The organism is Acaryochloris thomasi RCC1774 (assembly GCF_003231495.1).
Taxonomy (GTDB): domain Bacteria; phylum Cyanobacteriota; class Cyanobacteriia; order Thermosynechococcales; family Thermosynechococcaceae; genus RCC1774.
Genome location: NZ_PQWO01000024.1, coordinates 35148 through 56650 on the forward strand (window position 1 = coordinate 35148; position 21503 = coordinate 56650).

Annotated in this window: 24 protein-coding genes; 6 read left to right on the forward strand and 18 right to left on the reverse strand. The window is 49.4% G+C overall.

Going from position 1 to position 21503, the window contains the following annotated elements; all coding sequences use genetic code 11:
• Positions 1 to 76: 76 nt before the first annotated feature.
• The 6 genes from C1752_RS23625 to C1752_RS23650 form a co-directional block, all read right to left on the reverse strand.
• Positions 77 to 520, reverse strand: a complete 444-nt coding sequence (locus tag C1752_RS23625; protein WP_110988514.1) for an Hsp20/alpha crystallin family protein — start codon at positions 518 to 520, stop codon at positions 77 to 79.
• A gap of 797 nt (positions 521 to 1317) precedes the next feature.
• Complete coding sequence (locus C1752_RS23630; RefSeq protein ID WP_110988515.1) at positions 1318 to 1497, reverse strand: hypothetical protein; 180 nt, start codon at positions 1495 to 1497, stop codon at positions 1318 to 1320.
• On the reverse strand, positions 1497 to 2405 hold the full coding sequence (locus C1752_RS23635) for a YihY/virulence factor BrkB family protein (RefSeq protein ID WP_110988516.1): 909 nt from the start codon (positions 2403 to 2405) through the stop codon (positions 1497 to 1499). Before C1752_RS23635 ends, C1752_RS23630 begins: the two co-directional genes overlap by 1 nt.
• 46 nt (positions 2406 to 2451) lie before the next feature.
• Complete coding sequence (locus tag C1752_RS23640) at positions 2452 to 2667, reverse strand: DUF2949 domain-containing protein (protein WP_110988517.1); 216 nt, start codon at positions 2665 to 2667, stop codon at positions 2452 to 2454.
• 5 nt (positions 2668 to 2672) lie between these two features.
• On the reverse strand, positions 2673 to 5762 hold the full coding sequence (locus C1752_RS23645; protein ID WP_110988518.1) for an MFS transporter: 3090 nt from the start codon (positions 5760 to 5762) through the stop codon (positions 2673 to 2675).
• Positions 5763 to 6084: 322 nt separating this feature from the next.
• Entirely contained in the window at positions 6085 to 6855 is a 771-nt protein-coding gene (locus tag C1752_RS23650) for an alpha/beta fold hydrolase (RefSeq protein WP_158535174.1), read from the reverse strand.
• Between the two features lie 290 nt (positions 6856 to 7145).
• On the opposite strand from C1752_RS23650, the gene C1752_RS23655 reads away from it, so the two are divergent.
• Entirely contained in the window at positions 7146 to 7943 is a 798-nt protein-coding gene (locus tag C1752_RS23655; RefSeq protein WP_110988520.1) for an SDR family NAD(P)-dependent oxidoreductase, read from the forward strand.
• Between the two features lie 123 nt (positions 7944 to 8066).
• Here the strand turns inward: C1752_RS23655 and C1752_RS23660 are convergent, their stop codons facing one another.
• The gene (locus C1752_RS23660) at positions 8067 to 8876 is read right to left on the reverse strand and encodes an alpha/beta fold hydrolase (RefSeq protein ID WP_110988521.1); all 810 of its coding nucleotides are present in this window, start codon (positions 8874 to 8876) and stop codon (positions 8067 to 8069) included.
• The gene (locus tag C1752_RS23665; protein WP_110988522.1) at positions 8876 to 9622 is read right to left on the reverse strand and encodes a lysophospholipid acyltransferase family protein; all 747 of its coding nucleotides are present in this window, start codon (positions 9620 to 9622) and stop codon (positions 8876 to 8878) included. Before C1752_RS23665 ends, C1752_RS23660 begins: the two co-directional genes overlap by 1 nt.
• A 486-nt stretch (positions 9623 to 10108) precedes the next feature.
• On the opposite strand from C1752_RS23665, the gene C1752_RS23670 reads away from it, so the two are divergent.
• The 5 genes from C1752_RS23670 (at position 10109) to C1752_RS23690 (ending at position 14078) form a co-directional block, all read left to right on the forward strand.
• Positions 10109 to 10324: a hypothetical protein gene (locus tag C1752_RS23670; RefSeq protein ID WP_110988523.1), complete on the forward strand. Its 216-nt coding sequence runs from the start codon at positions 10109 to 10111 to the stop codon at positions 10322 to 10324.
• A 93-nt stretch (positions 10325 to 10417) separates the two neighbouring features.
• Complete coding sequence (locus tag C1752_RS23675) at positions 10418 to 10957, forward strand: CAAD domain-containing protein (RefSeq protein WP_110988524.1); 540 nt, start codon at positions 10418 to 10420, stop codon at positions 10955 to 10957.
• A 14-nt stretch (positions 10958 to 10971) separates the two neighbouring features.
• Entirely contained in the window at positions 10972 to 12027 is a 1056-nt protein-coding gene (locus tag C1752_RS23680; RefSeq protein ID WP_110988525.1) for an AI-2E family transporter, read from the forward strand.
• Positions 12028 to 12123: 96 nt separating this feature from the next.
• Positions 12124 to 12540, forward strand: coding sequence for a potassium channel family protein (locus C1752_RS23685; RefSeq protein WP_110988526.1), 417 nt, complete (start codon positions 12124 to 12126; stop codon positions 12538 to 12540).
• Positions 12540 to 14078 carry a TrkH family potassium uptake protein gene (locus C1752_RS23690; RefSeq protein WP_199464500.1) on the forward strand — a complete coding sequence of 513 codons (1539 nt, stop codon included), beginning with the start codon at positions 12540 to 12542 and terminating at the stop codon, positions 14076 to 14078. Before C1752_RS23685 ends, C1752_RS23690 begins: the two co-directional genes overlap by 1 nt.
• Here C1752_RS23690 and C1752_RS23695 read toward each other — a convergent pair whose 3' ends face one another.
• The 10 genes from C1752_RS23695 to C1752_RS23740 form a co-directional block, all read right to left on the reverse strand.
• Positions 14079 to 14654 carry a DUF421 domain-containing protein gene (locus C1752_RS23695; RefSeq protein WP_110988527.1) on the reverse strand — a complete coding sequence of 192 codons (576 nt, stop codon included), beginning with the start codon at positions 14652 to 14654 and terminating at the stop codon, positions 14079 to 14081.
• 235 nt (positions 14655 to 14889) lie between these two features.
• Complete coding sequence (locus C1752_RS23700) at positions 14890 to 15537, reverse strand: DUF1003 domain-containing protein (protein ID WP_110988528.1); 648 nt, start codon at positions 15535 to 15537, stop codon at positions 14890 to 14892.
• A gap of 16 nt (positions 15538 to 15553) precedes the next feature.
• Positions 15554 to 16822 (reverse strand): cation:proton antiporter, encoded by a 1269-nt coding sequence (locus tag C1752_RS23705; protein ID WP_110988529.1) that lies wholly within the window; start codon positions 16820 to 16822, stop codon positions 15554 to 15556.
• 26 nt (positions 16823 to 16848) lie between these two features.
• Complete coding sequence (locus C1752_RS23710; protein ID WP_110988530.1) at positions 16849 to 17928, reverse strand: DUF3616 domain-containing protein; 1080 nt, start codon at positions 17926 to 17928, stop codon at positions 16849 to 16851.
• 27 nt (positions 17929 to 17955) lie between these two features.
• Entirely contained in the window at positions 17956 to 18402 is a 447-nt protein-coding gene (locus C1752_RS23715) for a hypothetical protein (protein ID WP_110988531.1), read from the reverse strand.
• A 131-nt stretch (positions 18403 to 18533) separates the two neighbouring features.
• The gene (locus C1752_RS23720; RefSeq protein ID WP_110988540.1) at positions 18534 to 19298 is read right to left on the reverse strand and encodes a sterol desaturase family protein; all 765 of its coding nucleotides are present in this window, start codon (positions 19296 to 19298) and stop codon (positions 18534 to 18536) included.
• 447 nt (positions 19299 to 19745) lie between these two features.
• Complete coding sequence (locus tag C1752_RS23725; protein ID WP_110988532.1) at positions 19746 to 20003, reverse strand: helix-turn-helix domain-containing protein; 258 nt, start codon at positions 20001 to 20003, stop codon at positions 19746 to 19748.
• Positions 20004 to 20032: 29 nt separating this feature from the next.
• Positions 20033 to 20422: a hypothetical protein gene (locus C1752_RS23730; RefSeq protein WP_110988533.1), complete on the reverse strand. Its 390-nt coding sequence runs from the start codon at positions 20420 to 20422 to the stop codon at positions 20033 to 20035.
• 292 nt (positions 20423 to 20714) lie between these two features.
• Complete coding sequence (locus C1752_RS23735; protein WP_199464501.1) at positions 20715 to 20915, reverse strand: type II toxin-antitoxin system HicA family toxin; 201 nt, start codon at positions 20913 to 20915, stop codon at positions 20715 to 20717.
• 156 nt (positions 20916 to 21071) lie between these two features.
• Positions 21072 to 21338 (reverse strand): hypothetical protein, encoded by a 267-nt coding sequence (locus C1752_RS23740; RefSeq protein WP_110988535.1) that lies wholly within the window; start codon positions 21336 to 21338, stop codon positions 21072 to 21074.
• Positions 21339 to 21503 lie beyond the last annotated feature (165 nt).

Below are 21503 nucleotides of genomic sequence, written 5' to 3' on the forward strand. Positions count from 1 at the left end.
TGTGTGTTGCTGCAAAAATTCTGTAAACTCCAGATTTGGAGGACTATTTCTTTAGTCCTCCAAATCTGAGTGAAGCTTAGCTGTGGTTGAGGCTTACCTTGACCACTCGATTTTTCTCCTCGTCAGCTTTTGGTAACGTTAGTTTCAGAACGCCATTCTTGTAGTCAGCTGCGACATCTTGATGCTTGATTCGACCGGGTAATGGCAGAATCCGCTGAAACTTTCCATAACGAAATTCAGAACGGGTCTGCCTTTGGGCTTTCGTCTCAGATTGGCGCTCGCCGCTGATTGAAATGGCTTCTGCTGTCGCCTCAATATTGATGTCATCAGGCTCTAAGCCAGGAACTTCTAGCTTGAGCTGATAAGCATCATCCGTTTCGTCAAATTCAGCCGCAGGTGTAAATGCAAGATCCACACCATCCTGGCGGTTAGTGGGCGTAATCATATCTTCAAAAAGACGGTTCATCTGTCTCTGAATATCTTCCATTTCTCGATAAGGTTGAAAACGCACGATTGCCATAGTTTTAACCTCCTAGATTAAATTCAACTGAAGGATGTTATCTCTATTTTTAAAGCCATTTTTGACACACCTCAAGTTTGGTTTACCGAAATGCTGGTGAGGTTAACCGAATTTTGCTTTGACCTTGAAAGGCATCTGAGATATTTTTGGTGTATCTAGTTATCTCCCCCTGGAGACAAAGAAAAGCAAGCTCATGGAATCTTTTCTTGCGGATAGAATGAATGAGCTAATCCAGCCTGATTTCTGAGATGAATTTTCAGGCTGAACAATAGAGGGAATTGCAGAGGAACTCAAAAAAATCTATCCCTGTTCCAATATTAGGTTCTGAAAATATATTTGATTTAGAATGGATGAACTTCCCCACCTCAATAGGGATATAAGCAATTTGCATTGCCAACCTCCTGCGCAATCATAGGCTAGCAATGAATTTGCACAGACGATTGCTGTGAAACAATTATGATTCCAGCTTTTCTCTTAAATGATAAAAAAAATGATTTAGCGTGTCTGTTCTCGATTAAATCTGGATATAGGAAATGGATTTTAGGCATAGTTGTTTGAACCTATCATCCCGCGAGAGGCGAAAGTAATCTCGCATTCAAGAGGTGAAGTGAGTCTAAATATTCTCTAGTTTAGTCATTTGTAAACTCTACTGTATTGAAAATAAGGAGTAGATCGTGTTTCCCAGATCTGCAAGGAACGATTTTCCGAATATGTGAAATGAGGTGATTGGATAGACCAAGTGCTTGATCGTTGATGCCGCACTCGTGAGCTATTTTATTGTGCTGAGCTTGGTTATCTCAGCCTTTTACTTTTTCTCTAGTCGGCTGCCCCAAGATAATCCGTTGCACAATCCCCAGCATCCAGGCCACGCTGGCGACGAGTAATATGATCATGAGCGGTGCTAAGCCTGCAAAAGGTGAGATCGTAAGGCAGAGCAAAAATCCAAGCAGCACAAGTCTGGTAATCGGATTATTCATTACGGCGTACTCCTAGAGGTCGGATCGCTTTCTTCTCCCACCGAAACCGCATACTCGGTAGGAACAATTTTAGAGCCATAACGACTGGCGTAGACCTGAGTGAGTTCCGCGCCGAAAAACAGAATTTGGGCTGAGTAGTAGATCCAGACTAGCAAAATCAACAAAAAGGAAGCGGCACCATAGGCAGAGCCCACACTGCCATTACCGATGTAGACGCCCAAAGCAACTTTTCCCACCGAGAATAGGACTGCAGTCACTAAAGCGCCTGTCCAAACATCTTTCCAGGCCACTTTTGCATCGGGCAAAACCTTGTAAATCATGGCGAACAATAGCGTCAATACGCCGAGGGTGATGACAATATTGAGAATCTGCCAGAGAACATCAACGCCCGGTAGCAGCTCACTCATGTATGTATTGAGAGCCGCTAGTCCCGCACTGACCACCAGGGACACTACTAATAAGAAAGCAATGACCAAAATCATTGAGAAGGACAGAAACCGACTCCGAATAAAGCCCCAAAATCCGAGTTTCGGTTTCGCCTTGACTTCCCAGGCAGAATTTAGTGCGGCTTGCAGTTGTGTAAATACACCCGAAGCCCCAAACAGCAGCGCTACGATGCTAATCGCAGAGGCTAGAAAACCGCCCCCCGACTGACTCGCGTTTTCCACTGCCGATTGAATTGCTTTGGCGCCCTGTTCTCCTAACAGCCCTTGGAACTGGCTGAGGATCTGCCCTTGGGCGGCTTCTTGACCCAGGAAAATACCTGCGATCGCAATGATTAAAAGCAGGAGCGGTGCCAAAGAAAACACCGTGTAGTAGGCCAACGCCGCTGCCATCCGAGGGGCTTTGTCCTGATTCCACTCCTTGAAGGCTGCGACCAGTAACCGCCCAACTTGTTTAACTGTCATACTCGATGGTTCCTTGACGAAAATGAGGCTTGTGAAAAGGGCTGGGCTAAGATTTGCAGGCCGGACTACGCTCCTGATCTAACCAGTCAAAGATCTGGTCAAGCTGCTGCAGTGAAATGAGGCCGTAGTGCCACAAAATCATAGGCAACTGGATCGATTCCTCCGTCTCAGAATGTCGCAGAGCCAGTCGCAGAGACTGGGAAGGCAGTCCCAAGTCGCGACGGAGGAATCTCAACAGCTTGCTAAGCTTGACCGACCGCATTTGCTCTACCCCGCTGCAGCTAAGATGCCTGCGCCTGCCGCCGCACCGCCAGAGATCAGGGCTGTTGCAAACAGCCACCAAGCTGCGACCACGGCAGCTTTCTGTGTGGCTTCAAACTGTCTCTGGGTCTGGTATTTCATCTCACCCAAACGCTGCTGCACTTGAGTCTCGATCCGCTCTGCTTTTTGCACGACGCTGTCGCGTGCTGACTCGATTTGGTCAATCACACGATTGACGTCAGATTCAGCAATTGCGTCGTGAGAGCTAACCACTGCCACTAATGTTTCTCGATCAAATCGGGCAAGACGCTCTCTCAACGCCTCAGTCCCGGCCTGCGGATCATCGAACAACGTGCGGACATCGCGCTTGACGCCTTCGTAGTTCAGTTCAGGCCGATTTAGACTGTTGAGATAGGCACGAATCTTGGCGAAGACCTGGTCAATCACCGACTGCAGACGCTGCTGCAGCATTGTAATTCGAGACTGAATCTGATCGCGAACCGCCAGAACTTGGTCGATGACTTGATTGACTTCTTGCTCTGACAAATCATCCCGCTGCGACAGTAACGCCACTAACGTACTGCGGTCAAAACGAGAGAGGCGATCGCCGATCTTCTCGGCTCCTAATCTCGGATCGTCGAGCAGCACCTGCAGATCACGTTTGATGCCCTGAGGGTTCAGCTCGGCTTTATCTGTACTACGGAGGTAGTCTTCCATAGACATCTGGAAGTCTTGAGTCTGAGCCTGGGCTCGTCGCGCTAGCCGCTTCGGCGTTTGCAGAACCTGCTGCATTGTCTCCTGCAGTTCATTAATGGTTTGATTAACCTCTGCTTCACTGAGGTCACCGCGCTGACTCAATAGCTGAACTAAAGTATCACGGTCCATCCTGCTAAACCGATCGCGGATTGCGGATGCTCCCACTTGAGGGTCATCCATCAGCTTCTGCAAATCACGCTTGATGCCGTCCGGATTTAACTCCGGCTTTCCTGTCGATCTCAAATAGTTCTCAATCGAGGTTGTGGCTCGGTCGTATTGAGCCTGAGCTTGGGATGTCAAGGAAGCCGGTGCACTAAGGAGCTGATACCAGTTCGACTCGACCTGATCGATAACGTTATTTATGTCAGACTCGCTAAGATCACGTCGCTGATTCAGGAGCTGTACGAGAGTTTCGCGATCGAATTCAGCTAGGCGAGACCGCACCCGTCTTATGCCCGTATCCGGTTCTTCCATCAGCGTTTTGAGGTCTCGCTTAATTCCTGCAGGGTTGAGCTCAGCCCTGCCAGTGTTGCGAAGATAGTCCTCTAGTTTCTGCTGCTGCTGCTCGAGGCGTACTTTCGCCGCCTCCTGTAGTCCTTCGGCATCAGCACTGACTTTGCGGATAATTGGCTCTAAACGACTGAGAATCTGCTCTGCTTCACCTGCCGAGATGTCGTCGCGGTTGTTAAGGGGAAGCAATAATCGTCCACGATCGAGCTGCCCCAAAAGCTGTTGAGGATGGTCAGAGTCTGCTACCGTATCTTCGAGAATAGCTTCGAAGGCGCGGTCACCCATGTTCGAGAACAGCTCATCTTTGGGCGTGAACTTCAGGTAGGTCTCGACCCGCTGTCCCAGCTCTTGCTGTGCCAGAGCCATTTCCGTTGCCTTCATCTCCCGCAGTAAATCCTTGCGGACTGCATCTAAGCGCTGCGTCACATTATGCAATTCAGCTTGGGTCATCAGTCCGCGAGAGCTGAGGATATCAGAGAAAAAGGAACGGTTGAGCTGCTCTAACTCTCTGCGAATCAGGCTAGGGTTCGCCTCTGGATCATAAAGAACTTGCCGAAAGTCTAGACGCAGACGCTCTGGAGACAATTGCCACACGTAGACGTTACGGAGGTAACTTTCAACATCAGCCCGGATTACGCTGGGAGTTTGCTCCTCACTGGAGAACTGAGCCACAAGCTGATCGGCTTGGTCCGTAAGCTGGCTCTGTGCGGACTTGATCTGCTCTGTGATTCTTTCTACATCAAAATCAGATAGATCCGAGCGCCCCATCACTACACTTGATAGCTGTGCTAGTCCCATTCCCACCATGCCACCTGAATCCTGGCTGCTGTCAGCCTTTCGCTTTTTGCGCATCTCTTCTAGGAGCTGGTCCAGTCGATGTCCCACTTCTTCAGAGACAAGCTGTTCGGGCTTGGCTGACTGGAAGTAGTTGACCAGTTCTTTCATCCAGGTATTGCTGGAATTCTTGCCGACGGTTTGCTGCCAGCTTGTATACAGTTGATCAACCACCTGATCAACTTCTGCCTGTGATAGATCGGTACGGCTGCTCACCAAATCAACAAAGGCTTGTCGGTCAATGTGCTGCAGGCTATCGATGTCATCGACAGATTCTAGGTCCGACTCTGATAGCAACGTTTCGAATTCTTGCTTGACGCCCTGTAGGTCTAGCTGAGGCGATCGCAACGCTTTGATGTAATCCTGTAGCTTGTCTTGAATCTCGTCGGGGTCGACCTGGCCCATTAGCTCCTGACGTACGGCAGCAGCCGTTGCCTCTGCTGTTGCCACGACCTGATTGCTGACTGCTTTAGCTCCTAGCGCTGCTGTTGCCGTGCCCATAATGGCTTGAAAGCTAGAGGTCGCTGTACTGACCACTGAGCCGATCAGTGAACCTACTGTTGTGGAACTGACCCAAACTAGGGTGGTGAAATACAGTGCCCAGATCACGAGTCCGGTCGTTGCTCCTAGCAGTTCACTCGTAAACAGACCCATTTTGATGGCCAAAAAACAGGCTGCGAATAATGCCAAGGTCACTGTAATTAGTGTCCACAGGCCAGCCCCCACCGTGATAGTACGAACGGGTACGCCGCCGTCATCGGACGAATCCGAAGAGCCAGAAGTGGCGCTTAAAACTGAAACGCCGATCGCCACTGAAAGGTTCGTCAGTAGCATCTGAAATCCGAAGGCCAGAATCAAACCCGAAAGTAGCGCGGCAAAAAATTGCGGACCCGAAAACAGAGCAGAGGCCTCTTCTGGCGTATCGATGGGAACCTGCGCCAACCTTACACTGGCAGTCTGTAAGTAGGTTTGCAGCAGCACTGCACTGTCAATCATGATCTTTCCTCTCTTGGGATATAAATCTTTTGTTGCGAAATTCCTTTTCGTTGACCCGTGGTAGATCCTCACTCCTAGAAGATTTCCAGCTCCAACGCTCTGTTTCCCTGTTTAACGGGCTACTCCAGAGTTAGCGCCACTCATCAAACGGTTGGGTCACTCCATGAACGGGAATTTCAAAGTGAGTCACACAACCACACTCACCCTTAATCAAATCTTTCTGGCCCTTAAACAGCATCTTCCTAGAGATCGAAAGTCAGACGCGATAGGCTTGTCTCTTCTCTATCGTGGGATAGAGGTATATCAGAATTCGTAGTCTCAGTTACGTCCCTACGACGTGGCGGATCTGAGTGGCAACAAATTCAGGCTGCTCAAGAGGCATCAGGTGACCTACATTCTCAGTGGTGATCAGTTGAGCGTTTTCAATTAAATCAATCACGTCGCGTTGAATGGTCTGACAGGGAATCACTGGGTCATCCTTGGAGGCGATCACGGTGATGGGAACCTGGATCTGCGACATTTGATCGGCAATGCTGTGGTCCATTCCCTCTAACAGCCACCAGCGCCATACGCTGCTATCGACTGTGATGTGGGTTGCGATCGCAACCTCACGTTGCTCCTCACTCAAAGACTGCTTCGCTGCACTTTCAATTGTGGTTTCTGCATTCTCTCGACTAGGATGATTCCCTAAAAGACGTTTCTTCTCCTCCGACGGCATTGGCTCTTGGGTTGCAGGAGAAGGAGCGATCAGAATCACGCGCTGTAAACCAGTGGCTTGATTGGCCGACATCTGCAGCGCAACTTTGCCTCCCATTGAATGTCCGATCAGCGTGTAGGACTCAACCCCCAACTGCTGAAGTTGAGACTGAACAGCATCGGCATACTGCTGTAGTGAAAGCTGATGCAGAACGGGCGCACCGCCAAACCCCGGAAGGTTCAATGCAACGCAGCGGTGGTCAGGCTGAAGTTTCTCCGCCACCCATTGCCAGCTAGACGCAGCCCCCCCAAAGTAATGAAGAAAGACCAATACTTCACCTTCGTCTCCCCACTGAATAAAAGCATCACCAACATTGTCCATACTTGCTTTGTTCACTGATATAAAACCTGTTACTCAGTCCGTGGCACCTTCTTGATTTTTCAAGTTCAGCCGTCTGATAGCCTCTGACCATAGATAGAGATCTGTCTACAGATAGCAGTGACCTAGCCCCTGTGAGATAAACCAGAAAACAAGTCTCATTCTGTCATCTGACCTGAGATAGAGGCTCTTTGAATCGACCCAGAGCAAATTTCCGTCTGAGGGCGGACGCTAAGCAAGGCATCCTCGGGCGATATGAGAAGTATCTAAATGACGTTAAATCACCCATTGCAGCCTAGGAGCATTTCATGGATTTAGGGATTAAGGGCAAGATTGCCGTGATTACGGGAGGCGACTCTGGTATGGGTCGCGAGACTGCCAAAATATTGGCCCAAGAGGGTGCCAAAATTGCGCTACTTGATAAAACAACCGATAACCTGCAGGAGACCACCAGAGAAATAGACACGATGGGCGAAGTGATATCCGTCCAGGCCGATCTTCGAAATCTAGAAGATGTCAAAGCTGCCAAGCAGAAGATACTCGATCACTATGGTGCTGTCCATATTCTAGTCAACTGTGCAGGCATCACAGGCGCAACGGATCCATTCCTAGAACTGAGCGATGATGACTGGTATGAAACCATCGAAACAGATTTCATGGCTGCTGTTCGCGTTTGCCGTGCCTTTATTCCCTGCATGCAGGAAGCCGGTTGGGGCCGAATTGTCTTGATTGCCTCTGAAGATGCTCTGCAGCCCTACACCGACGAGATGCCCTACTGTGCAGCTAAAGCAGCGGTTTGGAATCTCGCGAAGAATTTGTCCAAGGCCTATGCGAAAGATGGGGTACTGGTGAACTCAGTCTCTCCGGCCTATGTTGCGACACCCATGACAGACGAAATGATGCAGAAGCGCGCAAAAGAGAAGGGTATGAGCTTTGATGAAGCCATTGATACATTCTTGAAAGAGAAACGTCCTCATTTAGAGCTACAGAGACGCGGCAAACCCGAGGAAGTTGCAGCGGTTATCTCTTTCCTTTGCTCTGAACTCTCGAGCTTTGTCGTGGGTGCTAATTATCGCGTTGATGGAGGATCGGTCGCAGGTTTGTAGGCGGGGAGCGCCTGTCTCTATGTTGTCGGTGTAGAAAAGCCTGAAGCTGAGCTAGAGGATGTCGTTGGATTTCTCCGGTCACCGAAGCGATTCAACGACATCGGAGCCAGGGTTCCGACTCGTTCAAGACGAGAGTTCTTCACCCAGCTCTTGCCAACGACAGGTCAAGAAACCTTGCTGGCTAAGAATTTCATAGAGATTCACTTCTTTCTCTAGCAGACAGGCGTGACCGCTATTTTCCAGTACGGTTACCTGCGCTTTCGGCAAGCAGCCGACAAGGCGTTGGCCTTCAGTCATTGAAGGCAACAATCGATCTTTGGCTCCAGTAATAATCAGCGTTGGTATCATCAGTGTCGAGAGTGGTAACTGCAGCAAATCAAACTGACGCAGCAAGTTCAAACGCCAAGTGGCACTATGAGACTCGACAGACTGCATGGCATTCAGCAGATCGATGCGGTCACTTGACTCAACCCGATCCCAAGCGATTAGAAATGGTATCAGCCCGGAAGCTGACAGTGTATAGAGCGGTGAGGGTAAGAACTTTGCAGCACTGCTGGCTAGGCGCATCCAAGGCAGCCGCGAGAAGGCTGTCGCTGAATTGATTAAAACCAGGCGGTCGAAAAGTTCTGGGGCTGCTGCCGCAACTCTGAGTGCGAGACATCCTCCGAATGATTCGCCGCATAAGTAGATCGGCCGCTGCCGCTGCTCTTTCTGGATCAAGGTCACGACGCTGGCTGTCAAATGCTCCCAATCAGATAGGTCAGTTGCTGGAATCGATAGGCACCGGATATCAAAGTGTTGACTCAACCCGTCGAGCTGCCGCTTTAGCAGTTGTCCTGTACCGTCCATCCCTGGCAAAAAAATGAAGAGTGGATCGTCGGGCCTGAGCGGTTTTGGCGTTAAGAACCGGAGGGACGATAGCAGCTCTGACATCAGCTCAAACCCTGCTTCAATAAATCAGAAATCTCAGCATGACATCGTTGAGTCAGCTCTGTTGCCATTCCCTTAGCACCCTTACCCTGATATTGCCGCTTTTGTTGAGGCGTGACCCGGATAGCATGGCCCACCATTAGGTTGACGGTCTGATAAAACACTGCAGGATGACGACCGGCTGCTTTGAACAAAGGCTCTGCGGGATCAAACCAGCTCAAGACCTGTAGCGGAAACGTCTGTACGCTGGTTTCGTTGTGGGATGCGATCGCAACCGGCAAAATTGTTAAGTTGGGCACTTGCGATCGCAACGCGAGGTGAGCAAATCCTCGATGAAACGTACTGAGCTGCCCAGGTTGGGTTGAGTTGACCATGGGTTCTCCACCCTCAGGGAAAATACCAACCCAGCGCTGGCTCTGCAGCAAAGCATCCGCCTGCTTGAGCAAGCTTCGCCCTCCACTATCTGCAGCGTCGAGTGGGAACCCGCCTAATCCTTGAATGACATCTCGCATCAGAGGCACCTGGCCCATATAAGGATGACAGGCGAAGTTTATGGCCCGTCCTAAACCACTCATCAAAACAGGTGCATCCAGAAAGCTGCGGTGGTTACTGATCACCAAAAGCGTTTCCCCCATAGGGACTCGATCTAGAAAATGACCTGAGACGCAAGCCCCCAAAGCCTTTAACAATCCTTGAGAAACCGTTAAAGACCAATCCCGAGGAGTAAGGAAATGATCGTGGGAGAACATAGGTGAAAGCGAGGGAAACTATTGCGATACGTACAGGCGGAAATGACAACCGGCGACCTTCGCTCTGGCTCTCATTCGCTGCTCATTCTAGTGACCTATAGACTTATTACACCTCGCTCTTGAGATAGATAAGTAAGGCAGAGTCTTTAGTATATTCACAGCCTCTGGGGTAGCAGGATCGCACTGAAGGGATAGATTGCCTCCCTCTTGATTCGATCTACATCTGCAGACAAGCAAAGACTCTATCCAAAGCCTGATCTATCAGGTCTGATGGAAAAGCTATCGTAGCGTCAAAGGATAACGTTGAAGCTCTTGCTGAAAAGAGCTTTCGTTCCTGAAAAGATTCAGACATTGAGAAGCTTTTCTGCCAGTTCGTAGCACGTTTGATACTCTGCTATCGCAAATTCTATGAGCAGGGATAAAAACGATCTCTAGCCTCAGCTTCATTCTTATCCTTAGTAAAACTCACTCAACAGAGGTCAAACCATGCCAGACGAAAATTATGTAAAAGAGCAAGCACCCGATCTAAATGAAGGGGGCGAGCAAACGCCTATTGCCCCTGGCTCTCGCAAGGCAATCGACAAGATGCAGGCAGACGGTCGCGATACCGCTATGCCGGAGTCTCAGCCAGGGTCTGGGAACATTGCGATCAACAGCTCTGCGACTCAAAGTAACGTGCAGCACACAGAAGAAAAAGAGTGATTGCCTCTGAGAGGTAGGGGAGCAGCAGTCACTGTGAATTGGACTGCTGCTCTTTTCTACACATTGATGCAGCTAGGAATATGGAGATAGATTATGAGTATAGATTTAGAAGAGTCCGTTATTGTTGACCCCTATGCCGAGATGCCTCAGAGCGAGGCCGATATTATCGACCCGCGCGTTCATGAGAAACCAGAGGGTGACGTAGATATTATCGATCCGCGTGTTCAGGCCCCTCAAGGCAAGGTAGAAATTATTGTTCCTGAAACAGGCACGTCGGTTCGTGAGCCAGTGGATCCTAATCTGCAGGAACTAGGCACAAAGCTCAGTCAAGCTATTGAGAATCTGCCGAGACAGATTGCGGCATTCTACCGTGCCTATCAAAGACCGATCAATCTATTAGGCGTTTCGTTTTTGGGGCTGCTGACGGTTGCGATCGCATCCGGTGTCCTTCGAGTCCTTGACGCGCTCCCTTTGGTCGCCCCCAGCCTAGAATTAGTCGGCCTTGGCTACATCGGATGGTTTACATGGCGCTACCTGCTCTATGCCGAGAATCGCCAAGAACTTACAGCCAAATACCGCAGCACTAAGCAGAAAGTGTTAGGCCAAAATAGTGAAAGATCTAAACAGCCCTAGCCTGTATCCGCTAAATGAAAGCAACGTCTACCTTCTGGACGCATTTGCAAACGGCTCAGCTCATTCGCTATCTGCTGCTGCTTGCATTGGGCTGGGCGATTGCTCAGTTCCTAGCCTACTTTGAGGCCGTTCTGGTTATCTTTGTCTGTGCTGCTATCTTTGCCTTTCTGCTCAACTACCCTGTGCAGTGGGTTGCTCGCTTTTTGCCCCGAGGATTGGCCGTAACGGCGGTTTTCCTCTTGAGTTTATTGCTAGCTGGAGGACTTGTCACAACTCTCGGGTTGGCGATTGTTTCTCAGTTCCAGCAGCTCTTAACCCAGTCTCCACAGCTTGTAGAGTCAGTGATTGACCTATCAGAACGTCTTCAGATGTTCCTGTCGCGCTGGAATCTACAGGTGGATTTTACGGCTCTAGAAGAGCAGTTTCGCGGACGAGCTTTAGAAATCGTAGAAACAAACTTCACGGTGTTTCAAGATGTTTTCTTTAGCGTCGTTGACACAGTTCTGATTGCCGTCATTACCTATTTTATGCTGCTGGACGGACGGCGAATCTGGTGGCTGATTCTGAAGGCATTTCCGAAACCTGTTCGCCCGAAGGTTACCGCAGCCATTCAAAGTAATTTTATTGGATTCTTCTGGGGACGGCTGCTGCTTTCTGTCTTCTTCGGAATCTCAGCATTCGTGATCTTCCTGATTTTAGGGGTGCCCTATGCGATTGCACTCGCCGCCATTGCCGCCGTCTTCGATCTGATCCCCGGTATCGGAGCCACGGTGGGGGTAGCTCTGGTGTCAGTTATCGTCCTCCCCCAAGGGCTGTGGCTAAGTCTCAAAGTTCTGATTATCTGCATTGTGCTACAGCAAGTCGAGGAGAATTTACTTATGCCCCGCATCATGCAGGGTTCAATCGATATGAATCCGGTTGTTATGTTTCTTGCACTCCTGATAGGAACTAGAGTTGCGGGTCTCATGGGCCTATTTTTATCAATCCCCATTGCGGGTGTACTGATTAGCCTCTTCGAACTGGAAGAACTACAGGGGCATCAAGCGAAAACTCAAACTGCAGATAGATGACAGTCGATGAGCTGTCCTGCTTTCGTATGGGTATGCAAGTGAGCAAACAGCATTCTTTGAATTCTTATTCACTCTATCGGCAGATAAACGCAGCCTATGTATTTAATCATTGTCGGAGGGGGACCAGAAGGGGCCAGCTTGGTCGATCTGGCCTTAAAAGAAGGCCACCAAGTCGTTCTGATCGAGTCTGATGAGAAACGGGCAAGGGCCGTTCTGCAACAACACGATGTAACGGTTCTCAATGCAGATATCGCAGATGATCAAATTTTGGACGAAGCCGGGGCCGCGCAAGCAGATGCTCTAATCGCAACGACCAATGATGACTCTGCCAACTTAATGGCAATGGTTCTGGGCAAAGAGCACAACATAGAAACGCTCGTTACCACCGTCAGTCAGCCGCATCATCAGTCGATGTTCGAGCGCCTAGGAGCCCAAGTCCTCGCAAAACCGGAGCGACTGATTGCCCAACATCTCTACCATTTGACCCAAAGGCAAGATGAGTCTGATCGTTAATGACTGTCTCCCGACGAAAGATCTTCAATCCCTATCTCCAAATCATTGGTCGCGGTGTCGGAACATTGCTCCACATACCTGGCATCATGGCGCTGGTCACAATTCCCGTTTGTTTGCTAGCAGGTGAAACCTACGCGGCTTGGCCCTTTGCACTGACGGCTGGAGTTGCGATCGCATCGGGACAACTGCTCCGCTATCCCTGCCGTAACTCAGCACCGTCTCGCCTTCGCCATGCCGTTTTGACAGTGGCCCTCAGCTGGCTGCTGATTCCATTAGTGGGAGCACTGCCCATCTATCTCATTGCCGCACACCTTGCCGACTCTGCAACCACCCCGCTCACGGTGACTGAGTTTCACAACTTTTGGAATCCAGTTTTTGAGGCATTTTCAGGCTTCACAAGCGCAGGCCTAACAGTGACGCTCCATGCCAGCGAGCTGCCCTATTCTCTGCAATGGTGGCGCAGCCTTATGCAGTGGGTTGGCGGTGTTGGTGTCATTGTGCTTATGCTTACCGTTTTAGAACCCAGCACCGACGCCTATCAGCTTTATAGCGCGGAGGGACGGCAGCAGCGAATCGGCCTCACTCTAAATGCAACGGTCCGGCATATTTGGTGGATCTATCTGGTTTACACCGGCGGCGGCATTCTTTGGCTTCATCTTGTAGGTATGTCTTGGTGGGAAGCCCTCAATCACAGCATGACCGGCATATCAACGGGCGGATTCTCTGTAGCGGACAACAGTATCGGCAGCTATGACCTAGGCATCCAGCTTGCGATGATTCCCATCATGATTCTAGGCAGCATGAGTTTCGCCATCCACTATCAGGTTCTACGGAAGCGAAACTGGCGAGTTCTGTGGACAGACACGCAGCATAGGGCACTTTGGATCGTGCTTGTTCTCGGATTTCTGGCCCTACTTTTAGAACTATCTGGATTTAGACCCTGGAGCGACGCCCTATTCCTCTGGGCCTCAGCTTTAGGAACCTGTGGGTTTACAACGGCAGACCTCCAGGACTGGAATGCGACATCAAAACTTCTACTTGCCATTGGCATGGTTTTCGGTGGCGCGGCAGGTTCCACAGCCGGCGGACTGAAGATGAGTCGAGTGTCGTCCTTGTTTAAGGCTATCCTTTGGCGGTTTCAAAGACTATCCCTCAAGCCTCATCAAGTGATGCGCTACATTCTAGAGGGCAAGGCGATTCCAGAAGCAGAGGCCAATCGTCGAATTGAGTCAGCCGCTGTCTTAGCTGTGCTGTGGGTGAGCCTGATATTGCTGGGTATTTTCGTACTTCGCCACGTTAGTTTGCCTGACTATACTCTGAGCGATGTTGTGTTCGAGACTGCTTCCGCCCTAGGCAGTGCTGGACTCACAACCGGCATTACGCACCCTGATTTGCCCTGGCTTGGGAAGTTGGTGCTCATTCTGTTCATGTGGATGGGGCGGCTAGAGATTATTCCAGTTCTCCTGCTGCTGTCTTGGCCTTTGGGTGTTATAAGGCAGAGGATGCGGCGATATCTTCGCAGTCTATCGTCTCGATAGCTACGGCTCTAGCTGAATCCGAATTGTCTGTATCCCGGGTGCGACATCGACGTCTACAACCGGTGGAGATTGTCTGTTGAGAATGATGCTGATGTCACCGCTACACTCTAAACGAGCTTGCTTCACTTGCGACAGCTCTGTTGTTTGGTGTTTGAGATATAAAACAGACTCTAAATCACGGCGAGTAATGTGACTTTTCCGCATCGTCTGCAGCCGTAGCTGCCCCTCCGTGATTAGCGGGTGAGGCTGTCCTTTCAGAAGGGTCTCAAAAGCGCCGAAGTAGAAAGAGAGAAGGCCAAACAGCCAGTGTAGCCCTACAAGGACAGAGGCTGCAGCCAAGGTAGGAAAAAAGGATGCGCTGCCGTTGATGGCTCGACTGAGAGTCGCCCCCATAATCACACCAAGCAGAACATCGAAGGCCGCATATTTGCCGATGAACCGGCGGTCTCCAACCAGTCTGATGGTGACTAAACCGAAAATATAAACAACAACAGCGCGAGTTCCCATCTGCCAAACTGTTATTTCTGGTGCCTCTAATCCAAGTACTGGGTTGATCAGATCGAGAAGAGCTTCCATTGCAACCTCTAAGTACGGTCTATCCTCTGAGCGCTACGCGAGTCGTCTTGCCATGCCCCGTACTCACAACTCAATTCAAATTAGCTTCAATCTGGCTGAGAATCATGTCCATTGCTTGACTAATTCTGATTTGACGGTTCTCAGACTTTGTGGATGCCCTTGGGTTGTTGACCAAATGGGCTAAGCGAGCGAATATTTAATCTGTTTGATTCCAGTATCCTTCAACGCTGAAAAACTATTGAGAATTAGTGCGGTCACTGGACAGCTCAGACAGTGGGTCCAATAGCAGTTCACGCTCTAGATTTTCCTGTAGAGCATCGATAACTTGGAGGGGATCGGCTGCCTCTTGCATAATTTGAGCTTCGGGGTCATGGCGCTCAACAACGTTCGGTAGATCTGTGCGTAGCTCTTCTAGTAGCGCAATAATTTTGGCGATTTTCTGCTCTGATAGCAGGTTGAGCTGTAGCGTGAGTTGCGATCTTTGTTCCGCAAAGCTTTCCTGACGGGACTGGCGGACCAAAACCCCTGTCGAGATCAGAAGTGCCGCAGCATCCAATCCCTGCCCTGACCAGCTAAACATGGGCCAATCAAAGGGAAAAATCCCGGTTTTAGCGAGAAAGCCGCCTAGGATCCAAATTGCTAGGCCGATCAGCAAGAAGTAGAGAAACTGAGGTTGGTCAAAGAGGTGGGCAATACTTTCTAGCAGCCGCTGATGGAAGGGAAGATCCTGGACTTCACGACTCTGGAGGGCGGCAATTGCCTCGACGTTTTTAGAGATCGGGTCCGGTAAGGGAACTGTGAAGATTCGGTTGCCAGACGCTTCGGGAATGATCGGAGGCTCATCAAAGGATTGATTGTCTGATTGAGCTATGTTCTTTGTCATGACAGCGCTCCTAACGCTAAACCTTATCTGGGACCTGTGAATCTGAAGAACCTTGAGAAGACTGATCTTCAATGTCACGTTGATACCATCTCATCAGAGGCGAGGTGCTGACGCCGTGCAAGACAATAGATGTAACAATGACAAGATATACTGTCCAGGTCAACGACTCAGCGGTATCGCTCTCTAGTCCCTTTCCGATCGCGTAGGCCAAGTAGTAGAGTGACCCGACGCCACGAATACCAAACCACCCAAACAGCCAGCGGGTTTGAGTGGGCAGCCGACTGCCTCCCAAGCTCAGCCAGGCGCTGAGAGGACGAATAACAAACAGCAGCAGCCCGGTTAAGATTCCGGCCTGACCTGCATATTGTTGTATCGGCTCTGCCAAGAGAAGTGAACCCAGGAGTACGATGATCACGATCTCGAGTAGCTTTTCAATTTGTTCAGTGAAGGCTAGTTGCGCTAACCGCTTGTTTTGATCGTGATGATAGCTATTTCGAATCGTCAGTCCAGCTACGAATACAGCCAAGAAGCCGTAGCCATTCACAATTTCTGTTAGTGCATAGGTGAGCAGAATCGTACTGAGCGCCACCAGATCTTCCATGAGGTCATCGACAGGTTGCTGCTGCTGTATACGCTGGTCAATCCAGTAAACGGCCTTGGCAACGGCAAAGCCCATGAACAGACCTGCCGTGATTGCCCACAGCAGATCGATAAGGACCCACTGCCGAAACCAGGTGTTTAAATCGCCCTTTTGAATCCAGTACAGTCCGAAGTAAACAAAGGGGAAGGCAAGTGAGTCATTTAAGCCCCCCTCTGATGTGAGACCAAAGCGGAGCTCGTCTTGATCGGCTTCGTGATCAAGCTGTACTTCAGAGGCAAGAACAGGGTCGGTGGGAGCCAGAATTGCGCCCAACAAAATGGCCGGTCCCCAATCAAATTCGAGGAGCCAATGGCTTATAGTTGCGATCGCAACAATTGAAACAGGCATCACAATCCCGATCAGCCGTCCCGTCGTCTGCCAGCTTGCTGCATTCAGGGGCCGGTTCATCTTCAGACCGCACCCAAACACGGATACGATCACAACGAATTCAGTCAGCCGCTCGATCAACTTTGGGCCGGGCTGCATCGGTAAAATATTGAGGCCATAAGAACCAAGGGTGACGCCTACAAGCAAATAAAGTAGAGCATAGGAGATGGGTAGGCGCTTGATCCATCCTGAACCCAGGGTGACTGCCAAAATCAGCAAACCGATAATCAGGAGAAACGAGATATACGTATTAATCAAATCGCCTTATCCCTTTAAAACCGGCATTACGGATCTAGTCGAAAAATATCGGCCATGACTGTGTATGGCTGTCTGCGTCGAGCCGCACTTGGAGAGTCATAAACCACGAGCAAAGCTTCAGGCTGTCCCAGGCAGGGTATCAGAGCAAGACCCTCTGCATGATCGCTACCAATCGTGAACGGCAGATCAAATAACAGCTCAAGATCGTCAGCAGACTGATCCCATAGGGTATTGTCAGAATGCTCTAAAACATCCTTGAGCTGAAAGACCTGCATTGCTCCTTCTAGATCCATTGTGGGACCTGCAAGAATAATTAAATCTTCGCCCCTCAGGCAGAGTTCCCGCACTCCCAAGCCATTGAGGTTAACGAAGTGCTTTCGATATTTTGCGCCATCTTTGCTTATTTCTTTGAGCGACAGAATACCCGATTCAGCCTCTTCGACCTCAATTTCTAAAATGACGGCCCACCCGCGTAGAACAGGACCGCGCAAACCCAGAAACAGCTTGTCACCGCAGGCAGCCAAGCCTTCAATATCTAACCCGTTTTCTTTGCTAGGGATATCCATCTCAATAAATGGACCCAGATGCGGATCCGTCTGCAGGACTTCCATCAACTGGTTGCCAGTGTCAGCCTTCTGCAGCATGGCTGCCGCAACAGTGCGATCGGGATCGGTGGGGTGAGAACTCGATCTAAGCGGCTCTCCCTGAAAAACTGGAATCCGAGCAATCAAATAACGATTCAGATCGGTCTTGATTTCAGCTAAATTCTCAATATCCTTTTCTGGTTTTTTACCTTTAGATTTACCTCGTTTCTTGCTGTGAGACCCCGTGAACCAGAGGTAAGGTTCGGCATAGTCCATGCCTTCAATATCAATTTCATCGTCTGAATTGAATAGGTCAATATAGTCTGAAATTTCAAACGGCTGATGCTGACCGTACACATAAGGTTCGACGAGGGACAAGCGCTCTAGGGTTAAAAATTCGTCAGAGCCAACCCACAAGCTACCGTCAGGAGTCAGGGTGATCGCTGAGAGTTCTCCGATTAGATCTTCATCTTTGCTACTAAACTGCAGCAGTACTCGACTCAGCAAGAAAGGTTGTGTCATCGCTCTCATTCATCCATCTGATCTGCTTTAACGGAAAGATTGGAGCATCTGCTGACGACACACACCCAAAATCCTTCTGGCATTAGCGTCGGGAGAGTCCAAATCGTGCAGTGTTGACAGCAGTATCTGAGCTTCATCCCGCTTTTGTCCCTGAGGTGACAGGAGGTCAACATCTAACCGACGATTCTCTAAATCACCGACGAAACAACTGAATTCTGAGCGAGGCTGATAGTATGCCCCTACCACTTGACTGTCCTGCTGCTGAAAGACAACGTAGCCTTTCCGTAGCTGGTTAGGCTGAGGTGTCTGCCCATAAAACTGGATTGCGTTTGTGGCCGCTGCCGGAGCTGAGCTGGAGCGCTGATTCGATGCTTGCAGAGTGGAGTTTGCTTGGACTATTCCTGCTACTCCCCCAACCGTCAGAGATCCAAGAATGCCAGTAATTAAAAGTTTTTCGACGCGTGTAAATATCACAGTTTTTTCTAAACTTATCTTCTAGGCATACCCTAACCCTCCTATGCCGCTTCAGATAAGCCCCTTAAGTCATACATCTATGGCGCGGTTGCTCTATCGTTCGGTTGATTTAGAAACAACCTGCACAGAGGCTACTGTAGAAAACGTGCTTTGTAGGTTGCGTCTTGAGTCCCCATAATCCGGTCCCAAAAGGTGAAGTAGAGACCATAGTGTCGGGTGAACCGTGAGTGGTGAACAAGATGATGCGAAGCGCCAATGCACCATTGTCCCCACCAACGACTCTGGCGTGAACGCGGGATAATCTGTAAACCGAGGTGGTTACCTGTTGCCCAAATTGTCATCGTCAGCAAAATAGCAATTAGAACACCAACGTGTAAGGGAATAATGAGCGTTATCCCCAACAAGAAAGAAGCCTGAGTAAAGGCTTCCATTGGCTCTAGGGCAAAGAAGGTCCAAGGCGTTGGGGGCCTCGACACATGGTGTCCTTGATGAAACCACTTGAACAGCAACGGCAGGTGAAAAAGACGGTGGGTAAAGTAGAAATAGGTGTCTTGGAGCAGCAAAACCACAATATAGCTGCAGGCCAAGTACCCCATGTCCTGAATTTTCCAGTGGGTATAAACCTGGGTAATGCCCCAGTCATAGCAGGCCATAAAGCAGGCTGCACCCAAAGCAAAGAAGATGACCGACAGCACTGAGAGCTTAATGTCTCCCACCATTGTCTCGCTCTCTTGCTGAGCTGCTTTAGACTTTAATGGGAGTGTCGGAACTTTGCCAATTGTCGAATGGAGCAAATAGTAAGCTCCCGAAGCCGTCAGAAAATACCCGCCCATGATGATTCCGCAAAAAACAAACCAGTACAGCCAAAAATTAGGCTGAATCCAGAAATTATTCATGTCTGCTTTTTTGTCTCCATCATGCGTATCTTGGTTCTCCATGACGGATGGGAACCATCTACCCCACAGAATGTGCAAAGCAATGGGTTAGACTGCGGCTACTCGATTCAACCAAATTTTCTGGTCATGAGAAACTTGCTGAATTGAGAGTACCCATCCCTCAATTGGCCCCATCTAGTGTAAGGCTAGTCCCAATATTATGTATCAACCTGATGATAGATTTTAGAGGCCAATGGAAGTATCACTCGATAGAGATTCAAGGTGTTGTTCCTTCTCTTCTGTTGCCAGTGGGTAGGGAAGGGTGATTCTGAAGCAGCAAATTCCTTGACTGTGAGATCGTATTGCCATGGGCATCCATACCTGTAATCTCTGCCTCGGTCAGGTAGAGAATTGAGATCCTCTGGAATGCCTTCTCAATGAAACAGGCTTTGGAGGAGGTGCTATCCGCTACAGCGTTGCCCGATCAATTGTCGCTTTATCTATTTGAGCACGGTCAATGTGGGCGCTCCCCGAAGCACTGACTGGATGACGTCGCTGATATTCCTTGAGGGCGCTGTGGCTGACAACGGTGTGCCCCTGATCTGTTTTCTCACTCATTAGATGACCAGACCGTAAAGCGTCATGGACTTTACGTTCACTCAGTCCTAAATGCCGAGCCGCTTCTGCAGGAGAAAGGCCATGATTAAAGGCTTGATGATTTTTCATATCGAATTGTAGATGGTTCTGGTTTGGGATCAGCCTCTGCGAAAGAGACGCTTTAAAGGATTCGAGGCCACCAAGCCTGACACGCGGGACAAGTCTTGCTGAGCTGCTTTGACAGGATCTGAATCCGTTAGAATTCGAGTAGCGTGCTCTAAAAGTTCATCACTGTGATCTTGTTCCGTAGCAGAAACGAGGGTCGCATTTCCATCTGTTCTTTCCTCAGCCATTGCTTCTCGGTAGGCTTTGCTAAGGCTCGGGAGGCTGGCTGCGATTGTGGGTAGTTCCACTGACCTATTCTCTAAGTTCTGGCCAATTGCGTGAAGCTGGGCCTGCAAACTAGAGGGCAAGGGATCTTCTTGCCGACTCAGAGCGGTCATAAAAGCCGTCAAATTATTTTCTTGCTGAGCGTTAAGGGAAGCCATAATCAAAATATCGTTGTATTCAATACAGGCAGACTTACTAATCGATTTTTTAGAAGCCTACTCCCTTGATGGTATGAAACTCAACGCATTTTGCGTGTAGGAAACCGAAAAATCCATCTATAGATAGAGCTGTTGTATTTGTCCTCTGAACAAGGTCAGTCTATCCAAAAGACATAGGCTGGTCGGAGACCATCGCAACAGTCCAGTCGTTGAGAATCTTAATCAGTCCATTCAGAAAAGAGTTCTCAGCGTGGGCAGGAGACAGTGCCCAGAGATATGAGTCCACACAGCTTTATAGAAACTTTCTAAATTCCTCAATACTAAACCCAGCATCTCGAATAATTCCAGCCATTGTGAAGGCATTTACCGGATTATGTCTGGGAATGGTCAAGATGCGATTGCCATTGGACATCACGATATGTTTCCCCTGCCGAATCACCTCAAAATCAGCTTTTTCCAAGATTTTGACTGCCTTTAAGTGGTTGATACCCACTGATGATTTAAGACCTCGATGTGGGGGGGATTTACAAGACTTGATCCGGCTTGGCTGGCACAGATAGAGGAGTGCTTGGCGTAATAGGAATTAGCTGTACCTTGAGCCTATTGTTGCTCACTAATTGCTCAAGAAAGGACTGATCGATAACTTTACCTACAACCACTGTGCCATGCCGGGGCCTTCGGAAGTACTTGTTAGGACTGGGCGGGCTACCAACAATAGCGGTTGGTTTGCGGTAGCTGTAACAACGATGTTGCGGCTTTCGGCTAGGGCTGGATCATGATCTATGGGGAAGCGGGTGAGTCCTGGTGAGGTTAGGATTTGCTGGCGCAGAGGATTGGGGATAGGCTGTAACTGTTGAGTTTGCTCATCAACCCAATCTAAATGTCGCGGTTGCCCTTGGCGATTCAAAAGACCCAATAATTTGTATTCCCATTCGGCATCGGAATAATTAGTCCTCCCTGAAAAACCTCATTAGCCCATATATCACCAGCCTTTCAGGCACTAAAATGTGGATCTAAATTGCAAGTCAATTCGCTGCCCCTTGCAAAAACTGGTGAAATGGCGCTTTTCTTAATTGCTTGA